This window comes from Pseudomonas sp. ok272 (assembly GCF_900109995.1).
Lineage (GTDB): Bacteria > Pseudomonadota > Gammaproteobacteria > Pseudomonadales > Pseudomonadaceae > Aquipseudomonas.
Genome location: NZ_FOCB01000002.1, coordinates 114,218 through 133,739 on the forward strand (window position 1 = coordinate 114,218; position 19,522 = coordinate 133,739).

The following is a 19,522-nucleotide window of genomic DNA, read 5'->3' on the forward strand; positions in this document are numbered from 1 at the left end:
AACCGGTGAGTTCATTGCTGTTCGGTGTTCACACGATTTAGGTGAACACGCACACAAAACGAAATAAAAAACCCCGCGAACTGGCTACTACGGTGTTTAATGCTAACTTCATCAGATACGTCTTACAGTACGCTAGAACAAGTATTACAACTAATCGACCACTCGTGTCGTAACGGTTACGAAGCTATCAAGGGAACGGGGGAAAGATGCTCAAGGGAGATGCATTAAAAGCCATGCTCATGGCCGCTGCGCTGGCGCCTGCCTGCAATGCCATGGCCGACAATGGCGAAACGGCCAACAAAAGTAACAACCCGCTGAGCCTGGCTCCCGGCCTGAACCTTCAGGATTACTACACCCCCAAACTCTACGACACCAATGTCCACACCAATGACGCGTTATTGCGGGGTGCCCTGCCCATGGCCCCCAATGACTTCATCGGTGTTCCGCAGCTGTTTCGCGCAACGCTGCCCATCAGCACCCGCCCCGACCCACACAATGGCTACAGCACGGGCATCGGCGATCTGAACCTGTTCGATATTTTCCTGCTCAAGACCGAAGGCGTGCAGTTGGGCATCGGCCCGCAGATCACCGCGCCGACCGCCGAGCAGGATGAACTGGGCACCGGCAAATGGCAGGCCGGCCTGGCCGCCATCGCCATCGACTCATCCCCCCGTGGCCTGCTGGGTGCCTTGGTGCAGTACCAAAGCTCGTTCGCCGGCGACCACGACCGCGCCCATGTCGAAAGCGCAACCTTGCAGCCGTTCCTGATCCATAACCTGCCCGGTGGCTGGTACTTGCGTTCGACCGGCACCTGGACCTTCGACCTGAAGAACGACACCCATTACATCCCCATCGGCCTGGGTGCCGGCAAGGCCTGGAAAGCTGGCAGCAACATCCTCAACGCTTACCTCGAACCGCAGTGGACGGTCGAGCGCAAGGGCGACGGCCTGCCGCAATTCACCCTGCTCGCCGGGATCAACGTGACCTTCGGCAAATAAACTCCAACGCGCTTCTGGACAGGACTGTGCAATGACGCCTAAAAAACCTACCCGCCTGTTGCTTGCAGGCCTTTCGTTACTCCTGAGCGCCAGCGCCTGGGCAGACTTCAGCGCCAGCCCCGAAGAAGCGCGTGGGATCGCCAAGGAGGCCTACCTGTACGGCTTCCCCGTGGTGGAGATGTACAAGACCCTCTACGCCCAGGCCGTGGACAAGGGCGGGCCAAACTTCAAGGCGCCGTTCAACCACATTGGTAACACCGCCAAGGTGTTCACCCCCAAAGACACCGCAATCATTACGCCGAACTCCGACACGCCGTATTCCTTCGTGTGGATGGACCTGCGTGCCGAACCGCTGATCCTGACCCTGCCGCAGATCGCCGAAGAGCGTTACTACTCGGTGCAGTTGATCGACCTCTACACCCAGAACTTCGCCTACCTGGGCACCCGCAGCACTGGCAACAAGGGCGGACACTTCATGATCGTCGGCCCCGACTGGAAGGGCCAGCAGCCGGTCAACATCGACCGGGTGATCCGCAGCGAAAGCAACATCGCCTATGCGCTGTATCGCACCCAGTTGTTCGATGAAAAGGACCTGGAGAAGATCAAGCGCATCCAGCATGGCTACAAGGTGCAACCCCTGAGCGAGTACCTCAAGCAACCCGCTGCGGCTACCGCCACGAAGATCGACTGGCTCAAACCTACCGCCACCATGACCGACAGCCCGGAGCTGTTCCGCTACCTGAACTTCATGCTGGCCTTCGCCCCGCCCCAGGACTCCGAGCAGGCGTTGCTGGCACGCTTCGCCAAGATCGGCATCGTCGCCGGCCAACCGTTCGACCTCAAAACCCTGACCGCCGAACAGCGCAAGGCCCTGGACGACGGCATCAACGATGGCAAGGCCGAGTTCGCCGCCTTCAAGAAGGACAAGGTCGATACCCACCAAATCACCAGCGGTGATTTCTTCGGTACCCGCGACCACCTGAACAACAACTACCTGTACCGCTACGCCGGCGCCAACATGGGCATCTTCGGCAACTCGGGCGATGAAGCGGCGTACATGAGTTACTTCGTCGACAGCACGGGCAAGCCTGCCAATGGCGCGCGCCACAGCTACACCCTGCACTTCGCCAAGGACCAACTGCCACCGGCCGACGCCTTCTGGTCCCTGACCATGTACGACGCCAAGACCAAACTGCTGGTGAACAACCACAAGAAACGCTACCTGATCAACTCGCGCATGCTGCCCCAACTCAAGCGTGACGCCGACGGCGGCCTGACCCTGTACCTGCAGCATTCCGAGCCCTTGAAGGATCAGCGCAGCAATTGGCTGCCGGCCCCGGCCGGGCCGTTCTACGCGATCTTGCGCATGTACCTGCCTACGCCTGAAGTCACCAGTGGCCAATGGAAACTACCGCCGTTGACCCCGATTAATTGATCCAACCGGCCCAGCCGACCCACTTTCAAGCAAGGAGCAACAGAATGGGTTCCTTTTCACGCCTGGGCCTTGCGCCTGCAGTACGCCTGGTGAGCCGCGACATGCCGATGCCATCGATACACATGCAATCACGGATGTCGGCATGACCCCCAACGTCACCGTCAACTGGAAGGCCGAGGACGGCAACAAGGTGACGTTCCCAATTGGCCTGGGCGCCGGGCGCCTCTTCAACTTCGGCAAGTTGCCGGTGCGCATCTCCGGCGAGCTCCAATACTCAGCCATTCACCCGGATGATCTGATCAGTAGCCGCTGGAATGTGCGTCTATCGTTTATCCCGGTCATCCCGACGTTCATGTTCTAAAAGGACCGTGCCATGACAGCGCTCACTGACATCAACGCCCTGCAAGCTAGCATTGCCGAAGCGGTGCTAGGTCAGGAGCCGGTCATTCGCCAGATCATCCTCGGCCTGTTGGCCAACGGGCATCTGTTGCTCGAAAGCCTGCCGGGGCTGGCCAAGACCCGTACCGTCAAGGCGCTGGCCAAGCACCTGGACGCGAAGGTGAGCCGTATCCAGTTCACCCCCGACCTGCTGCCCTCGGACATCACCGGCGCCGAAGTGCTGCACCAGGTCGATGGCCAGAACCAGATCCAGTTCCAGCCCGGGCCACTGTTCGGCAACCTGATCCTGGCCGACGAAATCAACCGAGCCCCGGCCAAGGTCCAGGCCGCGTTGCTCGAAGCCATGGAAGAACGGCAGATCACCGTGGCCGGGGCCAGCCACGTGTTGCCAGAGCTGTTCATCGTGGTCGCCACGCAAAACCCGATCGAACAGGAAGGCACCTACCCACTGCCCGAAGCGCAGATGGACCGCTTCCTGATGAAGGTATTGCTCGACTACCCCAGCGCCGACCACGAAAGCCAGGTGCTGCGTTTGCTGCGCGAAGAAGAACAGGCCGCAGGCGCCACGACGGCGCCGAGCAAGAGCTTTGAACTGTCGCAAGAGGTGATCTTCGCTGCCCGCCGCGAAGTCAGCGCGGTGAGCGTCGCGCCGGCCATCGACCGCTATGTGATCGACCTGATCAATGCAACCCGCAATCCGGGCGACTACGACGCCGACCTCGGCCGCTGGATCGCCATTGGCGCCAGCCCCCGTGGCGGCATCGGCCTGGACCGTTGTGCCCGGGCCGATGCCTGGTTGCAGGGCCAGACCTTCGTCACCCCCGACAACGTGCGCGCCGTGGTCCACCCGGTGCTGCGCCACCGCCTGCAACTGAGCTACGACGCCGTGGCCGATGGCGTCACGGCCGATCAGGTGCTCGAGCGCCTGCTCGATAAAGTCGCGATCCCGGCCTGAGGCATCGACCATGAATGCTCAGGAACTCGATGGCCTGGTTTACGTCTCGCTCGCCCAGTTGATGGCGCTTGAGTTCAAGGCCCACGACTTGAGTTTCCTCGCCCGCCAGCCGCAAGGCAGCATCCTGGCCGGCAACCACGCCTCGCGCTTGCGCGGGCGCGGGCTGAACTTCGACGAACTGCGCCGCTACCAGCCCGGCGACGACCTGCGTCACCTGGACTGGCGCGCCTCGCTGCGCACCGGTAAGCCGGTGGTGCGCACCTTCACCGAAGAACGCGATCGCCCGGCCCTGATCGTGGTCGACCAGCGCATGTCGATGTTCTTTGGCTCCCAGCGCAGCTTCAAGTCGGCCCTGGCCGCCGAGCTTGGCGCCCTCGCCGCCTGGATGGTGTTCAACACCGGCGACCGGGTTGGCGGGCTGGTGTTCAACGACACACGGATCGACGCCATCGCCCCGCTGCGCAGCCGCAAACGCGTGGAGGCCCTGTACAACCGCATCGCCCAACACAACCAGGCACTCAACGCCGGTAACCCGGATGCCGAAGGTGAAGACCAACTCGACAAGGTGCTGCAGCAATGCCTGGCCCTGGCCGGCCACGATCACCTGATCTGCCTGGTCAGCGACTTTGCCGGAGCGGGCCCGCGCACCCTGCAACTGCTGCGTCAGCTCAGCGCCCACAACGACGTGATCGCCATGCAGGTCTATGACCCGCTGGCGCTAAACCTGCCCACGAACGGCCGGCTGCTGGTGACCCAAGGCCAACTGCAAGTGGAGTTGGCCGTGGAACGGCGTCAGGTCCATCAACCGCTGGGCGAGCTCCTCAGCGGCCGGCTCAAGGACGTCGCCACCCTGCTGCGCCGCAGCCAGGTGCCGCTGATGATGTTCAGCACCGCGCAACCGGCCCACGAACAACTGCGCGCCGAACTGGGCAAACGGGCAGGCAGCCGATGATCAATCCCAACATCCCGAGCATCGACCAACTGGTCGAACTGGCCTTGCCCGCCCCAGTCAGCTACGCGCCACAGACCTGGGGCTGGTGGACGTTGCTGGGGCTGCTGGTGGCCACCCTGCTGGTCTGGGCCGCACGCCGTTACTGGGTCTGGCGCCGGGATCGCTATCGGCGCGAAGCGTTGGTGCGCCTGAACCAACTGCACGCCAGCAACGAACTGAGCGCCCTGCGCGAACTGCCGGAACTGCTCAAGCGGGTGGCCTTGTCCATCCCGGCCACACACGCCTCCCCCGTGGGAGCGAGCCTGCTCGCGATGAGGGCCTTGTATTCAAAGACAATGTTGACGGATCGGACGCCATCGCGAGCAGGCTCGCTCCCACAGGAGAACCCCGGGGCCTTGACGGGGGAAGACTGGCAAGCCTTCCTGGCCAAGCACAGCCCCACGCCCCTGCCCGCCGACTTCAGCCAACAACTGGCCACCCTCGCCTACGCGCCGGATGCCACCCTGCTCGCCCTGCCCACCGAGCAGCGCCAACAGGTGTTCGAGACCTGTAGAACCTGGGTGGAGCAGCATCATGTGGCAGTTTGACTACCCCTGGCTGCTGCTCCTGCTCCCTGCCGTCTGGCTGGGCTATCGCTACCTGCCCGACTACCGCGAAGCCCGCAATGCGGTGCGCGTGCCGTTCTTCAGCGCCATGAGCCGTGCGGTGGGCCAGGTCCCCAGCCAATCGGGCACCCGCAGCAATCGCGGGCAGTTGCTGCTCAACGTGCTGGTCTGGATCCTGCTGGTGATCGCGGCGGCGCGTCCGGTGCTGGTGGAAAAGCCCATCGAACGCCAGCAACCGGTGCGCGACCTGATGCTGGCCATCGACATCTCCCAATCCATGGAGACCACCGACTACACCGACGCCAACGGGCAGAAGATCAATCGCCTGGCGGCGGTCAAGCAGGTGGTCCACGCCTTTATCGAACGCCGCAAGGACGACCGCCTGGGCCTGATCGTGTTCGGCAGCGGCGCCTACCCGCAAGCACCCCTGACCCTGGACCACGCCAGCCTGGCGTTGCTGCTCGACGACACCGGCATCGGCATGGCCGGGCCCAACACCGCCATCGGCGATGCCATCGGCCTGGGCCTGAAGATGTTCGACAAGGCCCATGAGCCAGAGAAGGTGATGATCCTGCTCACCGACGGCAACGACACCAGCAGCGCGATCACCCCGGCGCACGCCGCCAGTATGGCCGCCGCCAAGGGCGTGGTGATCCATACCATCGGCATCGGTGACCCGGGTGCCGATGGCGAAGCCAAGGTCGACCTCAAAGGCTTGCAGGACATTGCCAAGACCACCGGCGGGCAGTTCTTCCGCGCCGAGGACCGCCAGGCCCTGGACCAGGTCTACACCACCCTCGACCAGCTCAACCCGCATCAGGTGCAGACCTTGAGCCATCAGCCCAAGCGCGACCTGTTCTGGCTGCCGCTGGGCGCGGCCATTGGCGTGTTGGCGTTGTATCACCTGCTCGCGCTGCTCAAGCCTCGGCTGCGCAACGCTCACCCGCGACCGGAAGCTTGAAGGTGGACATCAACCTCAACGACTTCCACTTCCTGCGCCCGGCCTGGCTGTTGCTCGCGCTGTTCGGCGCCGCGCTGCCGCGGCTATGGCGCCGCAGCCGCGACCTGCAACGGCAACTGCGCGGCAATATCGCCCCGCACCTGCTGCCGCATTTGCTGATCACCCCGCAGGACCCCCATCGCCTGCGCCCGGTCCACCTGGCGAGCGCGCTGCTGATCCTCGGTGCCGTTGGCGCCGCGGGGCCGACCTGGGAGCAGGATCGCCCGGACTTCCTGGAGAACCGCGCGCCGCTGATCCTCGCCCTCGACCTGTCGCCGTCGATGGACGCCAGCGACGTCGCGCCGAGTCGCCTGGAAGCCGCCAAGCACACGCTGCACGACCTGGTGCAACGGCGCAGCGGGGCGCGCACCGGACTGATCGCCTACGCCGGCAGCGCCCACCTGGTGTTGCCGCCCACCGATGACCCGGCGCTGCTCGACACGTTCATCCAGGCCCTGGGTGTCGGCCTGATCAACAAGCCGGGGAGAAACGTCGGCGCGGTGATCGAGCAAGCCAAGCGCCTGCTGGCGGCCGAGCAATCCCCCGGCACCCTGCTGCTGGTCACCGACGGCGCCGACACCGCGCAGCTGTCGGGACTGGACAAACAACTGGCGGGCAGCGACCTGCAAGTGCTGGTGCTGGCGGCCGGCAGCCAGGACGGCGGCGTGATCATCAACGCCAGCGGCCAACCGCTCACCGACAGCAACGGCCGGCCCGTTCTGGGCAGCTTCGACCAGGACGCCCTCAAGCAACTGGCCTCGGCCACCGACGCGCCCCTGGGCAGCCTGACCCTGAATGACGATGACCTGGACTGGGTCGAGTTGCACGCCCAGCAACACTTCCAGAGCGCCAGCGCCGAACAGCGCGAACTGCACTGGAAAGACGCTGGCTACTGGCTGTGCTGGCCGTTGCTGTTGATCGCCTTCTGCACCGTGCGCCGTGGTTGGCGCTTGAACTGGACGCCGGTCCTGCTGCTGGGCCTGGGGCTGGGCTGGCAGCCGGTACCGGCCCAGGCCGGCGCCCTGGCCGATGCCTTCTTGACAGCCGACCAGCAAGGTCGCTGGGCCTTCGAGCACGAGCATTTCCCGGCCGCTGCCGCGCTGTTCCGTGACCCGCTCTGGAAAGGCATCGCCGCCTACAACGCCGCCGACTACGACTTGGCGCTGGCCAGCGTCGCCCGGCTCGACACGCCCCAGGCCTACTTCTACCTGGGCAACATCTACGTGCGCCGCTTCAAGTTCGACGAAGCGATTGCCGCCTACACCCAGGCCCTGACGTTGCAGCCACAGTTCCCCGAGGCGACCGCCAACCTGGCCTTGGCCCAGGCCCTGCTCAAGGACACCGACAGCGCCCGCGACAACGCGCCCAAGGTCAAGCCCGACGAGGTCAAGTACGACAAGCCGGCCGGCAAGGGCAAGAGCAAAGCAGTAGAGACCCAGCAAGCGGCCTCCGATGAGCTATGGCTGCAGAACCTGACCACGTCGCCGGCCAAGTTCCTCAAGCAAAAGTTCAGCCTCCAGGATCAAGGGAGGCAGCCATGAGTGCCGGGCTGTTGGACCGAGCCATGGCCTTCGCGAGCAGGCTCGCTCCCACACAGAATGTGCAGCGTTCACAGATCCCCTGTGGGAGCGAGCCTGCTCGCGAAAGCACCCACCCAGTCCGCCAAGCCCTTGGGGCCCTGCTGCTCTCCCTGCTCGCCAGCAACCTGCTGGCCGCCGAACCCCAGTTGCGCGTCCAGGCCCAGTTGCAACCGGCCACCGACATCATGGTCGGTTCCCTGGTGCGCCTGCAGGTCGACGTGCTGACCGATAGTTGGTTCACCAGCGCGGCGACCCTGCCCGACCTCGCGCTGCCCGGTGCGTTGGTGATGCCGCCCAACGGCGAAGCCCAGCACATCACCCAGACCCTGGATGGCACGCCGTTCTTCGGCATGCGCTACACCTACCTGATCACCCCGAACCAGGCCCAGGCGTTCGACATCCCGGCCCTGACCGTACGCGCCACGCCCGCTCAAGCCAGCCAGGTATTGAGCGCACAGAGCCCGCCCCTGCACTTCAGTGCCCAGTTGCCGCCGGGCTTCAAGGCCGGTGAGCCGGTGCTGGTGGCCCAGGCCCTGCGCCTGACGCAAACCATCACGCCATCGGCCACCTCGCTCAACGTCGGTGACACCCTCACCCGGCAACTGACGCTGCAGGCCGATGGCGCCCTGGCAATGGGCTTGCCCGCGCCGCCACTGGTTGACGTCGACGGCCTGCGCCGCTACCTGAACACCCCGCAGGTCAGCAACCTGGACGACGGCCGTGGCAACCACGACGGCGGCCAGCGCATTGACAGCGCCAGCTATCGGGTCAACACCCCGGGCCAGCACACCCTGCCGGCGATTGACGTGCAGTGGTGGGACGCCAGCACCCAGCAGGCGCGGGTTGCCAGCGTTCCCGCGGTGACCTTTGAAGCCGTTGCCAACCCCGGTTACCAGCCGGTGTTTTCCATCGATCAGGACCTGCAACGCCTCGGCCAGAAGAGCCGCGTGCACCTGTCACAGCACTGGCTGCTGCTGGTGGCCTCACTGCTGGTGCTGGGTGGCCTGGCTTACCTGCTCAAGCCTGGGTGCGTGCGCGCCTGGCACGCGCTGCAGAACCGGCGCCGGGCCCGTCGCGACGCCTGGATGGAATCGGCGGACTACGCCTGGAAACAGATCCCCGCCCAGTTGCAGGGACAACCGCCGCAACTGGGCGCCCTGTACCTATGGGCCCGGCGCAGTCGCCTGGGCCTGGGCATTGGTGCCCTGGGGGGTGAAGCCCGGGCGTTGCTGCGTCGCTGCTACGGCCCGGTGCCTGAAAAGGCCCAGGCGTTTGTACGCATTAGAGAATCATTGTCTACGCTGCATCATCAGGCCGAGCGCGAGCACCGTACCGGCGCCGCAACGTTGCGCCCGCTAAATCCCCGTCACGAGAAGGACCTGCCATGACGAACCTGACCTCCCGCAGTCTGAAACTGCTAATGACCGTCGCCCTCAGCCTGCCCTTGCTGGCTCAGGCCGCCGATCCCCTGCCGTCATGGAACGAAGGGCCGTCGAAGACAAGCATCATCACGTTTGTCCAGGCGGTGACCACCGAAGGCTCCAAGGATTTCGTCAAGCCTGCCGAGCGCATCGCGGTGTTCGACAACGACGGCACCCTGTGGGCCGAGAAACCGTTCTACTTCCAGTTGTTGTTCGCAATTGACGAAGTCAAGCGCATGGCGCCCCAACACCCAGAATGGAAGACCGAGCAACCGTTCAAGGCGGTGCTGGAGGATGACCGTCAGGGCATGGAGGCGGCGGGTATGGAGGGCTTGTTGAAGATCGTCGCCACCACCCACACCGGGATCACCACGGACCAGTTCATGGACAACGCCAAGACCTGGATCGCCCAGGCGCGGCACCCCAGCACCGGCAAACCCTACACCGAGATGATCTACCAGCCGATGCTGGAAGTGCTCGACTACCTGCGCAGCGAAGGCTTCAAGACCTACATCGTTTCCGGCGGCGAAGTCGAGTTCATGCGCGCCTTCGCCGAACAGGTCTACGGCGTTCCGCCCGAGCACGTGATCGGGACCACGTTTGTCACCCAATACCAGCTAAAAGACGGCCAACCGTCGATCCTGCGCCTGCCCAAGCTGGCGCACAACGACGATGGCGCCGGCAAGCCGGAAAGCATCCAGGCGGTGATTGGCCGCCGTCCGATCCTGGCCTTCGGCAACTCCGACGGTGACCTGCAGATGCTCCAGTGGACCGCCGCCGGTCCAGGAAAAAACTTCATGGGCCTGGTCCATCACACCGATGCCAAGCGTGAATGGGCCTACGACCGCACCTCCAAGGTGGGCAAGCTGGACAAAGCCCTGGATGAAGCCAACGCGCGCGGCTGGACCGTCGTGGACATGCGCAAAGAGTGGCAGCGGGTCTATCCGATCGATGCCACGGCAACCGAGCAGAACCAGTAACCCAATCGCAGCACCGTAATAAACGTTGGTCGCACTACAAAAGCGACTCCAGAAAGGAAAAGGAGCAAGTCAGATGACTCGCATACGCAAGTGGCTACCGAAACTCGCCCTGGTGGCGACTTCGGTCATGGCGATCTCGGCTACGGCCGGGGCTGCTGAAAAACCCAACATTCTTGTGATCTTCGGCGACGACATTGGCCAGACCAATATCAGCGCCTACTCGATGGGCGTGGTCGGCTACAAGACCCCGAACATCGACCGGATCGCCAAAGAAGGCATGATGTTCACCGACTACTACGCGGAGAACAGCTGCACCGCGGGGCGCTCGTCGTTCATCACTGGGCAGACGCCGCTGCGTACCGGGCTGTCCAAGGTCGGCATTCCGGGCGCGCCGGTCGGCCTGCAAAAGCGTGACATCACCATTGCCCAGGCACTCAAGTCCCAGGGCTACGCCACCGGCCAGTTCGGCAAAAACCACCTGGGCGACAAGGACGAGTTCCTGCCCACTGCCCACGGTTTCGACGAATTCTTCGGCAACCTGTACCACCTCAACGCTGAAGAAGAACCTGAGCGTCCGTACTGGCCCAAGGATGACCCTGCCTTCCTCAAGGCTTATACCCCACGCGGCGTGATCCACAGCTTCGCCGACGGCAAGATCGAAGACACTGGCGCGCTGACCACCAAGCGTATGGAAACCATCGACGACGAAACCACCGCCGCCGCCCAAGCGTTCATCGAGAAACAGGCCAAGGCGGACAAACCGTTCTTCGTCTGGATGAACACCACGCGCATGCACGTATTCACCCACGTGCGTGAGTCGATGAAGGGCCAGAGCGGCATGCCCGGCAACGAGTACGCCGATGGCATGATCGAGCACGACGGTGACGTCGGCAAACTGCTCAAGACCCTCGACGACCTGAAGATCGCCGACAACACCATCGTCGTCTACACCACCGACAACGGCCCGAACCAGTTTTCCTGGCCGGACGCGGCGACCACGCCGTTCCGTAACGAGAAGAACTCCAACTGGGAAGGCGCCTACCGCGTACCGGCGATCATTCGCTGGCCGGGCAAGGTCAAGGCCGGTGAAGTCTCCAACGAGATGCTCTCGGGCATGGACTGGTTCCCGACCCTGCTGGCCGCGGCTGGCGATGCCGGGGTGAAGGACAAGCTGCTCAAGGGCTGGACACCGGTTTCGGGTGGCAACTCCTTCAAGGTGCACCTGGACGGCTACAACCAACTACCCTACCTGACCGGCCAACAGCCCAAGGGTGAACGCAAAGAGTTCTACTACTTCAACGATGACGGCGTGCTGGTCTCGATGCGCTTCGACAACTGGAAAGTGGTGTTCTGCGAGCAACGCGAACCAGGCGGGTTCAAGGTCTGGAGCGAACCGTTCGTGTGCCTGCGCGTACCGAAGATCTTCAACCTGCGGATGGACCCGTATGAACGTGCCGACGTGGTGTCCGACCAGTATTACGATTGGACCACCAAGAACGTCTACCTGGGTGCTGTAGCGGTCGGCAAGGCAGCTACGTTCCTGGAAACGTTCATCGAATACCCACCAAGCCAGCGTCCAGCCAGCTTCAGCATTGACCAGATTCGTGCTGCGGTGGATGTAAAAATCGCTGAGAAAATGAAAGCCGCTGCGGCGGCTGGACAGTAACACCCGCAAGACCGCCGCCTGCCCTGGGGGGCAGGCGGCCCTATTCAAGACAGCCACGTGCCCTGTGGGAGCGGGCTTGCCCGCGAAGAGGCCAGCACATTCAATATCGATGTTGACTGTACCGACGTCTTCGCGGGCAAGCCCGCTCCCACAGGATCGCATCCGAGCTGAGGATTTTCTTCAGGTTCTGTACAAGGCAACCCGCAATGTCTTCACGTGTCGCCAGCAAGTCGTCGGCCCTTCCGACCCACACTACCCGCTCGCCGGCCCTGCTGATCCCCGCCCTGTTGCTGCTGGTCTCCGGTGCCGCCGCGCTGGTGTATCAGGTGCTGTGGATCAAACAGCTGTCGCTGGTGGTGGGGGTCGAGGTGTATGCCATCACCACCGGCATCAGCGCGTTCTTCGCCGGGCTGGCCTTGGGTGGGTGGCTGTTCGGGCGCCTGGCTGATCGCCTGCAGCGTCCGGTGCTGCTGTACGCCGGGCTGGAAGTGCTGGTGGCCGTGCTGGGGGTCGGGACCACGGTGGGCATGAGCCTGGCGGCCAGTCCGTTTGCCTGGCTGGCACAGCACGTTGGCGTACTGGCGTGGGTGTTGCCGTTTGCCTTGGTGGGTATCCCGGCCGTGTTGATGGGCGGCACCCTGCCGGTGCTGGTCCGGGCACTGGCCAGCGACCCGCGGCAACTGGGCCAGGCCGGCGGCCAGCTCTACGCGGCGAATACCGCGGGCGCGATCATCGGCACGTTGCTCGCCGCCTTCGTGCTGATCGCCACCCTCGGCGTGCGCGGCAGTGCCATCGCCGCCGCCATGCTCAACCTGCTGGCCGCAGCCGGGGCCTTGCTGTGGTTCCAGCGCCAGGCGTTGATCGCCGTCGAGGCGCCCGCCGCCGTGGCCAAGCAGGCCGCACCGGCGCGCCTGGCCCTGTGGCTGTACGCGATTGCCGGTGGCGTGGCGTTGGGCTACGAAGTGGTCTGGTCGCAGTCCATCGTGCAGTTCATGAGCACCCGCACCTACGCCTTTGCCGTGGTCCTGGCGACCTACTTGTGCGGGTTGTTCCTGGGCAGTGCGTGGATGGCCCGCCGTGTCGATCGCGTACGCGATCCATGGGGACTGTTCGGGGTATTGATTGCCGGCGCCGGGTTGCTGGCCTTGCTGGAAGTGGCGCTGCTGGGGCGCTGGCTGATCTACCTGCAAACCCAGGGCGAAGCCCTCGCCCTGGCCATCGGCGCCAGCGAACTGGGGGCCATGAGCACGCGTTTCGCCGTCGCGGCGCTGTGCATCGTGTTCGTCCCGACCCTGCTGCTGGGCGCCGCCTTCCCCTTGGCCTTGCGCCTGAGCGTGGGCACCGAACGGGTCGGCCAGGACGTCGGCGCAGTGGTGGCATTCAATACCCTGGGCGGGATCATCGGCGTGATGCTGTGCGGTTTCCTGCTGATCCCGCTGCTGGGACTGGTGCGCACCCTGGGCCTGCTGGCGATCATCGCCGCCGCCGTGGGCTATGTGGCCGCCAGCCGTGGCCAGGGCGTGGCCAAAGGCACCCGCCGGGGCGTGATCGTCATGAGCCTGCTGTCGCTCGCCGTGGCGCTGCTGACCCCGGTGGACAAGCTCGCCAGCCTGCTGCCGGGTGCGCAAAAGGGTGAACTGGCGTTCTATGAAGAAGGCCGCGGCGGCACGGTGGCCGTGGTCACCCAGGGCCAACGCGAGCGCACGTTCCAGCGGTTGTACATCCAGGGCGTGTCGAACACCGGTGATGCCATGCCGTCGTTGCGCTACATGCGCATCCAGGCCCTGCTGCCCCTGCTGATCCACAAAGGCGAACCGCGCTCGGCACTGGTGATCGGCTTCGGCACCGGCATCACCGCCGGCGCCCTGCTGCGTTATCCGGGCCTGGAGCAGCGGGTGGTGGCCGAACTGCTGCCCGCGGTGGTCAAGGCTGCGCCACTGTTCAAAGGCAACTACAACGCGGCGGCCAACCCGGCCCTCGACGTGCGCCTGCGTGACGGTCGCCAGGAGCTGCTACGCAGCGAGCAGCGGTTTGACTTGATCACCCTCGAACCCCCGCCGCCGTCCGCGGCCGGCGTGGTCAACCTGTATTCACGCGACTTCTATGAACTGGCCGCCAAGCGCCTGGAGAACAACGGCCTGGTGGCCCAATGGCTGCCCCTGCCCACACAGAACATCGACGACTCCCGGGCGCTGGTGCAGAGCTTTCTCGACGTGTTCCCCTACGCCAACCTGTGGACCAGCGAGTTCCACGAGATGCTCCTGGTCGGCGCCCTGGAGCCGATTGAGCTGGACGCCACGCGCATCAGCGCGCGCTACGCCCAGGAGACCGTACGCAGTGCCTTGCAGGAGGTGGGCGTGAGTTCGGCCCCCGCGCTGATGGCGACCTGGGTCACCGACCGCGACGGCTTGCAGCGCTTTGCCGGCAATACCCTGCCGGTGACCGATGACCAGCCCCGCATCGAATACGCACCGTGGGTCCGCGCCAAGGAAATCAGCCGGGTGCTGCCCGCCCTGCTCGACCTGCGCAGCGCGCCGCCCCTGATCAACGCCGACGCCTTGTTCAGCGAGCGCATGGCAACGCATCAACAACGCCTGATGCAGTTCTACCGCGCCAGCCTGCACGCCTACGATGGCGATCGCGATGCCTGGGCCAGGGATATTCGAGAGGTGATGCAGGGGGATGCCGCGAATCCGTACTACCGCTGGTTTGTCGGGCCGTGATTACACAGCACTGAGCCCAGGTCGGATCGCACCTGGCTGATGACTATCCGCGCAGGTGCTCGTCTCATTACTGGCTCTTGAGCTGCAGATACGACTTGCCCAGGTCCTGGGCCCAGCCGTCCATCACGCCTTTGACATCATTGGCGGTCATGACTGGGGCATCGTTTTCCAGCGCCTTGCCGGTGCCTTTGCGGACCACCTGTGCCAGCATCTGATGGTTGCCGCCATCGAGGAACACCGCCTCGGTCGCCAGGTCGGTTTCCTGGTCACGAGATTCGATTTTTCTTCTCGCGCTGTGGGATTTGTCACAACCGCCGTTTGACAGAACCCCAAGGTGACGCAAAGCTGCACCACAGCTCAAAAAAACGCCTCGAAAGCCCGAGCACCTGGACCACGGAAGTCGCAATGCCACAGCCTAAAAACACCCGCACCCCTCCTGACCCTGATGCCAAGCCGACCCTGATTTCTCGCTATCTGTTCCCCGCCACCGCCGCCCTGTTGTTGCTGGTGATGGCCGGTCTTGGCTGGTTTTTGTTCGCCAACAAGCCGACGCCCGCGCCTTATGTGGCGGCGCGCACCGTCCCTGCCGCAGCCCCGGTCGCGAAGGCCGTTCCTGCACCGCTGCCGCCGGCGAGCATGGTCAACGAGCAGCAATGCCAGGCATGCCACACCGAACAGGTCAAGGACTGGCAAGGCTCCCACCACCAATTGGCGATGCAGGTCGCGGACAACAAGACCGTGCTGGGTAACTTCGACAACCGCACCTTCAAGGGTGAAAAAGAACGTACCCGGTTCTTTCGCAAGGACGAAGGCTTCTGGGTCAATACCCCCGGGATCGATGGCAAGCCTGCCGACTTCAAGGTGGCCTACACCTTCGGGATCGCACCGCTGCAGCAGTACCTGATCGAGGTCGGCGACGGTCGCTTGCAAGCCTTGGGCGTGGCCTGGGATACCCAGAAGAACCAGTGGTTCCACCTCTACCCCGGCCAGGGCGTCAACTTCAAGAACCCACTGCACTGGAGCAAGCCCAGCCAGAACGCCAACTTCATGTGCGTGGAGTGCCACACCACCGGCTACACGCGCAATTACGACACCGCCAGCAACACCTTCGACAGCCAATGGAACAGCCTGGGTGTCGGTTGCCAGGCATGCCACGGCCCGGCTTCGAATCACCTGCAATGGGCGGATAAAAAAGGCGACCTGATCCACAAGGGCTTTGATGTCGACCTCAAGGACAAGAACGCCACCACCGAGATCGAGACCTGCGCCCGCTGCCACGCCCGGCGAGCCCCGCTGGGTGACGGCTACACCGCCGGCAAGCGCTTGATGGATGACTACCTGCCGAGTGTCTTGACCCGCGAGTTGTATGCGCTGGACGGCAAAATCAAGGATGAGGTGTTCGAACACGGCTCGTTCCTTCAAAGCAAGATGTTCGACAAAGGCGTGCGCTGCAGCAATTGCCACAATCCCCACAGCACCGAACTCAAGGCCCCCGGCAACGGGGTGTGCCTGCAATGCCACAACACGACCGGCAAGACCACCGTCGAAGGGGTGGATGGCCAGGGCTTGCAGGCCAAGGACTACACGTCCACCGAACACACCCGCCATGCCGCGGGCCAACCCGGTTCGCAGTGTGTCGATTGCCACATGCCCGGCAAGTTCTACATGGGCAACGACTTTCGGCATGACCACAGCTTCAGCATCCCGAACCCGGAACGCGCGAAGACCCTCGGCACCCCCGATGCCTGCCTGACCTGCCACGTCGGCAAGGCTGGCGACACGGTCACCGAGCAATTCAAGCTGTGGAATGCGCCGCCCGCCGACCAGGCCCCGCGCTACGACGAAAGCCTGTGGAAGGTGCGCACCGGGCAACCGGGCGCGGCGGCGGCGCTGTACCAACAGTTGCAGCGCAACCACCTGCCGGCGATCCAACGGGCAACCCTGCTGGCCGAGCTGGTGCTGTACCCCAGTGACCAGGCACTGAAACTGGCGACCAAGGACCTGGGCAACCGTGACCCGCAGGTGCGTGAAAGCGCGATCCGCGCGGTCAGTGGCTTCCTGCCCCCGGCCGAGCGCGTGGCGTTGTATACGCCGTTGCTCAGCGATCCGGTCAAGGCCATTCGCATCCTCGCCGCCCGCGACCTGCTTGGCGCGGCCAACAACCTGGGCGCCGCACAAGCGAACTGGCAAGCCGCCATCGACGAATACGAACAGGTGCAACTGAGCCTGGCCGAGCGCGCCGAAGCCAACCTCAACCTGGCGATGCTCTATCAAGCCAGTGGACGGGGCAACGAGGTCGAAGCACTGCTGCGCACCGCCCTCCAGCACGATCCGGACTTCTACCCGGCCCTGGCGACCCTGGTGCAATGGCTGGAGTCCCGTGGTCGCAGCCAGGAAGCCCAGACGCTGTTGGCCCAAGGCTTGAAGGACCATCCTGATTCGGCGTTGCTCCAGCACACCCAGGGCCTGGCACTGATCCGTGCCGGCAACACCGCCCGAGCGATGACCGCACTGCGCAATGCCGCTCGCCTGGAGCCGCTGAACGCCCAGTACGGTTACGTGCTGGCCGTGGCCCTGCATGGGGAAGGCAAAATCGATGAGGCGTGCGAGCTGCTGGAGAAACTGATCAAACAACAACCGGCCAACCGCAACGCGCGGCTGTCGTTGATCCAGTTCTACCTGGAAAACGGCCAGGAGCCCAAGGCCCAGGTACTGCTGCAAGGCTTCAAGCAACTGAACCCGGGTGACCCGGCGCTGAAGTAGGTACGCGGCGGGCCAGTCAATCATGCCGACTGGCCGCCCCTTTCGCGAGCAGGCTCGCTCCCACAAGGGACCTGGGGCGGGCCCGGATTTTATGTCTGCTGAAGATCAGCGTGGGAGCAACTGTCTTAGCCATGCCGCTCGTCACCGCCATCGCGAGCAGGAATCTGGGCTGAGCCCGTAGGAGCGAGGCTTGCCCTAATGCCAGTCAGTTAAGGCGCCAAACCTGTGGGAGCGAGCCTGCTCGCGAAGACGGCAACACAGCCAACATCTCCGTTGACTGACCTACTGCTATCGCGAGCAGGCTCTCTCCCACGCGGGTTTCGCTTAACTGACTGGCATTAAGGCTTGCCCGCGAACCGGCCAGCCCATTTGACATCGATGTCGTCAGGCTTACCGCCTTCGCGGGCAAGCCTCGCTCCAAGGAATTGAGCGGCTCCCCGGATGTGTGTTCGCCGTGGACCAGGGTGGGCAGGCTTGCTCGCGAAGACGGGGTAATCCTCAACATCGCTGCTGACTGTTCCGACATCGTCGCGAGCAACGTATCAACTACCCGTGCGAATCTTGTTCCACAACCGCGTACGAATCCGGTCGATATTCAGGGGCATCGCCTCCAGCGCAAACAACTTGCCCATCATCTCGGGGCTCGGATACACCTTGGTGTCGTTCTTGATGACCGGGTCGATCAGGCTATCAGCCGCCTCGTTACCATTGGCGTAATGCACATAGTTACTGATGCCCGCCATGACGTCCGGACGCAGCAAGTAGTTCATGAAGACGTAGCCCGCCTTTTCATCGGGAGCATCGACCGGCATGGCCACCATGTCGAACCAGATCGCCGCGCCTTCCTTGGGGATCGCATAACCAATCTCTACGCCATTGTTGGCTTCCTTGGCGCGACTTTCGGCCTGCAGAATGTCACCCGAGAACCCCACCGCCACGCAAATGTCACCGTTGGCCAGGTCGCTGGTGTACTTGGACGAGTGGAAATAGCTGACGTAAGGCCGGACTTTGAGCAGCAGCGCTTCGGCCTTCTTGTAGTCCTCCGGGTTCTTACTGTGATGGGGCAGGCCCAGGTAGTTCAGCGCTGCCGGCAACACTTCCGGGCCGTTATCGAGGATCGCCACGCCGCACTTGGCGAGCTTCTCCATGTTCTCGGGCTTGAAGATCAGGTCCCAGGAATCCACCGGCGCGTTGTCCCCCAATACCGCCTTGACCTTGGCGACGTTGTAGCCAATCCCGGTGCTGCCCCACAGGTACGGGAAGCCGTGCTCGTTGCCCGGGTCATTGGTTTGCAGGGCCTTGAGCAGTACCGGGTTGAGGTTCTTCCAGTTCGGCAATTGGCTCTTATCGAGCTTCTTCAGCGCCCCGCCTTCAATCTGGCGCGCCATGAAGTGGTTCGACGGGAACACCACGTCGTACCCCGACTTCCCTGTCATCAGCTTGCCGTCGAGGGTTTCGTTGCTGTCATAGACGTCATAGCTGAAACCGATGCCGGCTTCCTTCTGGAAGTTCTTCATGGTGTCGGGCGCGATGTAGTCCGACCAGTTGTAGACCTTCACGGTCTCGGCAGCGTGGCCAAGCGACGCGACCAGCATCAAGGGAGCCAGGGCGAAGGGAGCAAGGGGTAGACGGATCATGATTCGAGTCCTGTATGGCGTTCTTATTGGCAGGTGGTCGGGTGATCAGCGATCAAAAAATCAACACGTAGGTCTTGCGCACGGTTTCCTGGATGTCCCAGATCCCGGTGCTGTTGGCCGGCAGCATCAGCGCGTCGCCGGCTTCGATGTGCAGGGTCTCGCCGTGGTCCGGGGTGAACGTGCAGCGGCCCTGGACGAAGTGGCAGAACTCTTGCGCGACGATCTGCCGCCGCCAGCGACCGGGGGTGCACTCCCAGATGCCGGTCTCGACGCCGTCGTCGCGCTCCACGCTAGTGGTGGAGGCCACCGCCACCGGGGTGCCCAATGGCACGGCAACCGGATTCGACTCTTCGAGTACCGCGTGGTGGGTGTTCTTGAACTGGGTGATGCTCATAGGATTACCTGTCG

14 protein-coding genes and 2 pseudogenes are annotated in these 19,522 nt (G+C 63.8%); 13 read left to right on the forward strand and 3 right to left on the reverse strand.

Annotation, left to right across the window (positions count from 1 at the left end; translation table 11 throughout):
- Positions 1 to 233: 233 nt before the first annotated feature.
- The 12 genes and pseudogenes from BMW74_RS03420 (at position 234) to BMW74_RS03475 (ending at position 14,714) form a co-directional block, all read left to right on the forward strand.
- Positions 234 to 998: a hypothetical protein gene (locus BMW74_RS03420; protein WP_371911737.1), complete on the forward strand. Its 765-nt coding sequence runs from the start codon at positions 234 to 236 to the stop codon at positions 996 to 998.
- Between the two features lie 31 nt (positions 999 to 1,029).
- Positions 1,030 to 2,433, forward strand: a complete 1,404-nt coding sequence (locus BMW74_RS03425) for a DUF1254 domain-containing protein (RefSeq protein ID WP_093413701.1) — start codon at positions 1,030 to 1,032, stop codon at positions 2,431 to 2,433.
- A gap of 136 nt (positions 2,434 to 2,569) precedes the next feature.
- Positions 2,570 to 2,794 (forward strand): annotated as a pseudogene (locus tag BMW74_RS03430) (hypothetical protein); the annotation flags it as partial.
- A gap of 12 nt (positions 2,795 to 2,806) precedes the next feature.
- Positions 2,807 to 3,787, forward strand: coding sequence for an AAA family ATPase (locus BMW74_RS03435; protein WP_093413704.1), 981 nt, complete (start codon positions 2,807 to 2,809; stop codon positions 3,785 to 3,787).
- A gap of 10 nt (positions 3,788 to 3,797) precedes the next feature.
- Positions 3,798 to 4,739 (forward strand): DUF58 domain-containing protein, encoded by a 942-nt coding sequence (locus BMW74_RS03440; protein ID WP_093413706.1) that lies wholly within the window; start codon positions 3,798 to 3,800, stop codon positions 4,737 to 4,739.
- Positions 4,739 to 5,326 carry a DUF4381 domain-containing protein gene (locus BMW74_RS03445; RefSeq protein WP_093414800.1) on the forward strand — a complete coding sequence of 196 codons (588 nt, stop codon included), beginning with the start codon at positions 4,739 to 4,741 and terminating at the stop codon, positions 5,324 to 5,326. Before BMW74_RS03440 ends, BMW74_RS03445 begins: the two co-directional genes overlap by 1 nt.
- Positions 5,313 to 6,305, forward strand: a complete 993-nt coding sequence (locus BMW74_RS03450) for a vWA domain-containing protein (RefSeq protein WP_093413709.1) — start codon at positions 5,313 to 5,315, stop codon at positions 6,303 to 6,305. Before BMW74_RS03445 ends, BMW74_RS03450 begins: the two co-directional genes overlap by 14 nt.
- Positions 6,306 to 6,307: 2 nt before the next feature.
- Positions 6,308 to 7,885 carry a VWA domain-containing protein gene (locus BMW74_RS03455; RefSeq protein WP_093413712.1) on the forward strand — a complete coding sequence of 526 codons (1,578 nt, stop codon included), beginning with the start codon at positions 6,308 to 6,310 and terminating at the stop codon, positions 7,883 to 7,885.
- Entirely contained in the window at positions 7,882 to 9,312 is a 1,431-nt protein-coding gene (locus BMW74_RS03460; RefSeq protein WP_093413715.1) for a BatD family protein, read from the forward strand. The genes BMW74_RS03455 and BMW74_RS03460 overlap by 4 nt, the downstream gene beginning before the upstream one ends.
- On the forward strand, positions 9,309 to 10,325 hold the full coding sequence (locus BMW74_RS03465) for an HAD family hydrolase (RefSeq protein ID WP_093413718.1): 1,017 nt from the start codon (positions 9,309 to 9,311) through the stop codon (positions 10,323 to 10,325). The genes BMW74_RS03460 and BMW74_RS03465 overlap by 4 nt, the downstream gene beginning before the upstream one ends.
- 73 nt (positions 10,326 to 10,398) lie before the next feature.
- Positions 10,399 to 11,991 (forward strand): arylsulfatase, encoded by a 1,593-nt coding sequence (locus tag BMW74_RS03470; protein ID WP_093413722.1) that lies wholly within the window; start codon positions 10,399 to 10,401, stop codon positions 11,989 to 11,991.
- 206 nt (positions 11,992 to 12,197) lie between these two features.
- On the forward strand, positions 12,198 to 14,714 hold the full coding sequence (locus tag BMW74_RS03475; protein ID WP_093413725.1) for a fused MFS/spermidine synthase: 2,517 nt from the start codon (positions 12,198 to 12,200) through the stop codon (positions 14,712 to 14,714).
- A gap of 67 nt (positions 14,715 to 14,781) precedes the next feature.
- Here BMW74_RS03475 and BMW74_RS25375 read toward each other — a convergent pair.
- Positions 14,782 to 14,985 (reverse strand): annotated as a pseudogene (locus BMW74_RS25375) (DUF3313 family protein); the annotation flags it as partial.
- A 134-nt stretch (positions 14,986 to 15,119) separates the two neighbouring features.
- Between BMW74_RS25375 and BMW74_RS03485 the strand changes: the two are divergent.
- On the forward strand, positions 15,120 to 17,477 hold the full coding sequence (locus tag BMW74_RS03485) for a tetratricopeptide repeat protein (protein WP_093413727.1): 2,358 nt from the start codon (positions 15,120 to 15,122) through the stop codon (positions 17,475 to 17,477).
- A gap of 542 nt (positions 17,478 to 18,019) precedes the next feature.
- Here BMW74_RS03485 and BMW74_RS03490 read toward each other — a convergent pair.
- A complete protein-coding gene (locus tag BMW74_RS03490; protein WP_371911738.1) occupies positions 18,020 to 19,072 on the reverse strand; it encodes a polyamine ABC transporter substrate-binding protein in 1,053 nt (350 codons plus the stop codon).
- A gap of 94 nt (positions 19,073 to 19,166) precedes the next feature.
- Positions 19,167 to 19,508 carry a cupin domain-containing protein gene (locus BMW74_RS03495; RefSeq protein ID WP_093413734.1) on the reverse strand — a complete coding sequence of 114 codons (342 nt, stop codon included), beginning with the start codon at positions 19,506 to 19,508 and terminating at the stop codon, positions 19,167 to 19,169.
- Positions 19,509 to 19,522 lie beyond the last annotated feature (14 nt).